Source organism: Streptomyces sp. N35, assembly GCF_016464295.1.
In the GTDB taxonomy this organism is placed as follows: Bacteria; Actinomycetota; Actinomycetes; order Streptomycetales; family Streptomycetaceae; genus Streptomyces.
This window is the reverse complement of the sequence record NZ_JAEIMH010000005.1, coordinates 188,116-193,437: the sequence shown is the minus strand read 5'-3', so window position 1 is coordinate 193,437 and position 5,322 is coordinate 188,116. Positions and strand designations below refer to the sequence as shown.

The 5,322-nt window shown below is 74.3% G+C and carries 3 protein-coding genes; all 3 read right to left on the bottom strand.

Going from position 1 to position 5,322, the window contains the following annotated elements:
• Window positions 1–32: 32 nt before the first annotated feature.
• Complete coding sequence (locus tag JAO81_RS04590; protein ID WP_199546435.1) at window positions 33–257, bottom strand: hypothetical protein; 225 nt, start codon at window positions 255–257, stop codon at window positions 33–35.
• Between the two features lie 265 nt (window positions 258–522).
• Window positions 523–1,371 carry a GNAT family N-acetyltransferase gene (locus tag JAO81_RS04585; protein WP_199546434.1) on the bottom strand — a complete coding sequence of 283 codons (849 nt, stop codon included), beginning with the start codon at window positions 1,369–1,371 and terminating at the stop codon, window positions 523–525.
• Window positions 1,372–1,398: 27 nt separating this feature from the next.
• Window positions 1,399–4,041 carry an IucA/IucC family protein gene (locus JAO81_RS04580; RefSeq protein WP_374194255.1) on the bottom strand — a complete coding sequence of 881 codons (2,643 nt, stop codon included), beginning with the start codon at window positions 4,039–4,041 and terminating at the stop codon, window positions 1,399–1,401.
• Window positions 4,042–5,322: the final 1,281 nt, after the last annotated feature.

Genomic DNA, 5,322 nt, shown 5'->3' with positions numbered 1-5,322 from the left:
ACGGGGCTCGTGTAGCGGTGGTGGGTGCGGGGTCAGGTGGGGGGTGCGGGCGGGGTGGAGGGTGCGGGTGAGGTGGGTGTGGCTGGTCCGGCGGTGGGTGCGGGGGTCGGCTGGATGATCTCTTCGTGGGCGAACTCGCCCAGCATCTTGGCCAGGAGGCGGCGGCCGGCCAGGTGCCATGTCGCCCGGTTGAGTTCCGGCGGATCGTAGAGCGTGGGGCGCTCTGCCGAATCGGGGGCGTCGGCGGAATTGTGCACGGGGTCTCCGGAATCAAGCGGGGTGCGGGCCTGGGTGGGGCTTTGTGCGGGTTGGCGCGAGGCGGGTCGTCGGCGCCGGAAATTCGTGGGCCCGGATGCGGAACCTGTCCGGCCCGAGCGGTGTACCAGTAGTGAAATCCAGCGAAGGCCGGTGGGGATCCGGCCGGTCGGGGCGCGATGTCTGGGGTCGAGAAGGGTGTGCTGCACGTGGTCAGTCGGGGGCGGGGCGGCTCAGGAGTGGTACGTGAGGTGAGGGCGGTGAGGGTCAGAGCTGGGCGCGCAGCGCGCGGTCGCGGACCATGAGCGCGGCGCGTTTACCGGGAAGCTCCACCTCGGCACCGAGGCGGAAGCCTGCGCTCAAAAAGGCTGACACAGAAGGGGTGTTGCGCAGGTCGGGTTCCGCCACTACGCGGGTGCACGCGGGCCTTCGGTCGAGCACGAGGTCGGCGACGGCGCGCAGCAGGGACGTGCCCACGCCCCGGCCGCGGTCCGCGACACCTCCGATGAGCAGATGGATTCCGGTGTCGTGCGGGCGCGCCGGATAGTGCCGGGCGAGCGGGTCCAGGTCGGCCCGGTAGATCTCCCAGTAGCTCATCGGCGTGCCGTCGAGCAGCCCGACGCAGGGCACACTGCGGCCGTCACCGTCGAGTTGGCGGCGCAGATGGTCGGCGGTGACGGATTCGTCTCCGTCGAGCTCCCAGAACGCGGCCACGGCAGGGTCGTTCATCCAGCGGCTGATCAGGGTGAGGTCACGCTCGATCCGTACCGGGACCAGCTGGAACACGCCGACGGGCGTGGATGCGGGTCCCCAGCCGGAGACGCCGTCGAGCAGGTCTTCGAGGGGAGGGATGCCGTGCGCGGGGTCGGTGGGCCGGGGGCGCATCGCGGTGTGCTGCTGCCCTGTTGCCCCGGTGTCGGCCGTCCGGTCGTGGACGTCCGTGTCCGCCCGCGCGGGGCTCGGCTGCGGTGCCGTGTCCTCGTCGTCCGTCTCGCCCGCGATCAGGGCGAGGAGCTCGTCGGGCAGGCGGAGGTCGAGGGTGTCCTCGGAGGTGTTCCGGGTGTCGGTACCGGTGGCGGAAGGCTGGGGGTTGGTGCTCGCGTCGGTGGGCGGCACGGCGACGCTCCTCTCACGGGCGGATGGTCATGTACGGGGGATGTGGAGGGGGTTGGGGATGGTGACGTAGACGGACTGGGTGTCCACGGGGCCGACGAGTTCGTCGAGGCCGTGCAGCCGGGTCAGCAGATTGGCCTTGCAGCGCAGCACCGGGGTCTCGAGCAGCTGGGCCGGCAGCGGGCTGCGCAGCTTGCCGGTGCCGGAGGCGCATTCGGCCAGGAAACGGCGGAAGGCGGCGAGCAGCAGCCGTTCGTCGGCGAGCCGCTGCGAGCCGAAGGCGCCGATGAGACCCAGGACGTTGTTGATGCCGAGGTAGTAGGCGAAGCGCTCGTCGGTGACCGCGTCGGCGACGAAGGTGTCGCTGTGCACGCCGATGCGGGGGGGGGGCTGGCCGAGTGCGGTAGGGCGGGACGGGGGGAGGTAGTAGCCCGGGTTGCCCCGGTGGCGGCCGCCGACGGGCCAGCCGTCGGGGTCGAGGACGACGAGGGTGTTCTGCTGATGGGCTTCGAGCGCGACGCCCGCTTCTCCGTCGAGCCAGAGGACGGGGCGTACGACCTGTTCGAGGTAGCGCAGGAACCACTCGGCGGCCACGGCTCCGCGGGGACGTCCGGTGCGTGCGGCGAGCGCGCCGACGAGCTCGGCGAGCCGGGAGCGCATGGGCGCGGCGGTGTGGCCGGTGGCCGTTCGGTGGCCTGCTGTGCCGGCTGCTCGCACCGGGCGTGGGGAGACCAGGCCCGCGATGCAGGTCACGTCGTCGCCGGGAGTGAAGGGGTTGTTGCGGATGACGGTGTCCAGGCCAGTGACGGGGGCGCCGTCCGTGTCCAGCACCGCCAGCCAGGCGGGGTCGCGGACGATGTCGAACCCGGGGTGCGCCGACTTCCACTCGGCGGACAGGCCGGAGCGCAGCAGACGGTGGACCTCCACGCCTCGGTGGAGTTCTTTGTGCAGGTTCTCGCGACGGGAGTTGGTGATGCGCAGGCCGAGGGAGAGCTTCAGCATGGCGGCGGCGCCCGACCGGTAGACCGTACGGACGGAGGAGGTGGGGTACCAGTCGTCACCGAGCGGGCCGAGGTCCCTGATCAGGCCGCGGTCCAAGAGCTCGGCGACCTCTGGCCGGTGGGCCAGGTCGCTCGCCTGCCACGGGTGGAGGGGCAACAGGGCGTAACCGTCGGGCAGTTCGGCGGCGCGCACGGACAGCGCCTTGTCGGCCGCCGGACCGGCGAGGCGCGAGGTGAGCTGCTCCGCGGTGACGGGGCGGCCTCGCTCGGTCCAGGCCGAGTCGGCGGCGAGCACCGAAGGTGCGACAGCCATCCAGTGCAGCGCGAACGCCCCGTACGACTCCGGCGAGTACCGCTCCGCCTCTGCGTCGGACAGCCCTTCACGACTCTTGGGGGTGGGGTGCAGGGGGTGACCGAGGACGAGTGATTGTTCGGCCGCGAGGAAGAGGTCGGGGCTGCGTTCAGGGCTGCATTCGGGGCTGCGGGGGGACAAGGGGGTTGAGGAGGCGAGGTACGCGGGGGTGCGGGGTCGGGGTGGCGCGGAGACGGTGGGTCCGGGGTGGGCGGAGAGTTCGGATCCGGGGTCGGTGGCGTCCGTGGCTGCGTGGACCTCGGCCGGGTGGGGGGCGCTGGGGGCTGCGGGCAGCGGGGTCGGGTGGGCGGTGCTGGGGGCGGTGGAGAGCGGGGCCGAGCTGGCGGTGCCTGGGGCCTCGGGGGGCCGACTTGAGTGTTCGGCGGCGGGGGCCGCGGCGAGCGGAGTCGGCCTGGCGGTTCCTGGGGCCGCGGAGGTCGGAGCCGGGTGCCCGGTGCCCGTTGCTGCGGGGAGTGGGTCCGCGTGGGCGGTTCCTGAGGCCGCAGAGGTCGGAGCCGGGTGACCGGCGCCCGCTGCTGCGGGGAGTGGGTCCGCGTGGGCGGTTCCCCGGGCTGCGAGGGTCGGCGTCGGGGTGGAGGTGGAGGTGGAAGTGGAGGTGGAAGTGGCTCGGCGGCGGAGGGTGAGGAACTCCGTCGTGCGGCGGACCGAGTCGGCGACGCGGCCGACCAGGTCGCTGCCGTCGCCGACTGCGGGCCAGGCGAGGGCAGTTCCGGGCTCGGGCTGCGCACCGGTGGCGGGCTCCTCCTCCGCGGCCGTCGCCGTCTCCCGGCCCAGGAGAGCCGCCACCGTGACGGCGTCGACCGGTGGGGCGCCGGTGGGGGCGGCCGCGAAGACAGGCGGACCGAGGCGGTGCCAGCCGGTGGGGGACCAGTAGTGCACGGGGGCGAGCAGGGCCAGGCCGCTCGCGGGCAGGTCGATCCGTAAGACGTCGCCGCCGGCCTCCGGTGTGAGGTCACGCTCGCGGATCCAGCAACGGAGCAGGTTCTCCACGCCTGCCGCATTGGCCGCGGCGCTCGGGTCCGGGTGTTCCAACAGGTCGGCGAACTCGGGGAGTTCGGCGGTACGCACATCGGGCCTGCGCGCACCCGGGCGTTCGGCATCGGAGACGCCGGCCGGTCCCCGGTGGACAGCTTCTGGGGGCGCGGAGGCCGACGCCGGCTCACCGGCAGATCGCGGCGTGCTCGTCGAGTCGGTCGTCACGGACGGTGGGGTGCTCGTCGGGTCGGTCGTCACGGACGGTGGGGTGCTCGTCGGGTCGGTCGTCACGGCGGGTGGCGTGCCCGACGGGTCAGTCGTCACGGGCGATGGCGTGCCCGACGGGTCAGTCGTCACGGACGGTGACGTGCCCGACGGGTCGGTTGTTCCGGCCGGCTGCCCGGGGCCGCCCGCCTCGCCGTTCTTCTGCCGCGGCAGGGACCCCGGGTCTGCCGTGAGCGCGCCGGGCGTGGCGCTCTCCCCCCGCTCGGGGGTGTGCGGGCGGCCGTCTGGTGAGGGTGTGCGGTTCACGAGGGTTTCCTTGTGCGGTTGTAGAAGCTTGTTGTAACGGCTCGTCAGCCGGTCTCTCCACGTACGGGTCAGCGCATCTCCCACACGATGCGCCGGCCGGTCCTCCACATCGGTCACCCTCAGGTCACCGGCCACAGCCGCCGGCTGGCCGCCCGGCCCCTGCACGGGCCGCGCCCGGGCCTCCAACCCGCCCGGACCCTCCGCAGCAGGCACCTGTGGCCTCCCCGACTCGGGCAGCTGCCGGTCCCCCGACTCGGCCACGTGCCCGGCGCCCGGACCTTGCACGGGCCGCTCCCCGGCCTCCAACCCGCCCGGATCCTCCGCAGCAGGCACCTGCGGCCTCCCCGCCACGGGCACCTGCCGACTCCCCGACTCCGGCAGCTGCCCATTGCCTGGCGCCGACCCCGACCCCGACCCCGACCCCAGCACCGGCACCGGCACCGGCCCCGCCCCTTCCCCCGGCCGAGCACCCCCATCGAGCCCCCGCCAGTCACCTGGCCGCCCCGGCCGAGCCCCGTCGTGCCCCTGGCCGTCGCCCGGCACCCGTACGGCAGGCCGGTCCCCTGGCCCCGCCCGGTCCTCCACTCGGGGTGCCCGCAGGTCCTCCGACCCGGTCAACCGGCTGCTCCCGGCCACGCGCGTCATCGTCCGACGTCCTCGCCGGCCGATGGCGCCGGGCCCGCGTCCACCTCGGGCTCAGGGTCTCCCTCGGCCTCGGTCCGAACAGCGGCGTCCCGGGACGCGCCATGCGCGACATGCGGGCCATACGAGGCATGCGCGCCACGCGGGCCCTGCGCGCCATCCGCGCCCCCCGCGCCGGACCGATCCGTCACAGGACCGGTCCCCGAGCCATCCGCAGCGCCGGCGCCCAGCTCCCCTCGTGACGCCCCAGCCCGCCCGGGCGCACCCCGGCGCCCCTCGCACACCGAACTCACCGCGTCCGTAAGGCGGTCGAGGACCGCCGTGGCCTGCTCGTCCGTGAGGGTGGGCGGGGGCAGAAGGCGGACGACGCTGGAGTGGCGGGGGGGGGGTGCGGCGGGCCGCCCCCCGGCCCGGCTGGGCCGCTGCGCCGCC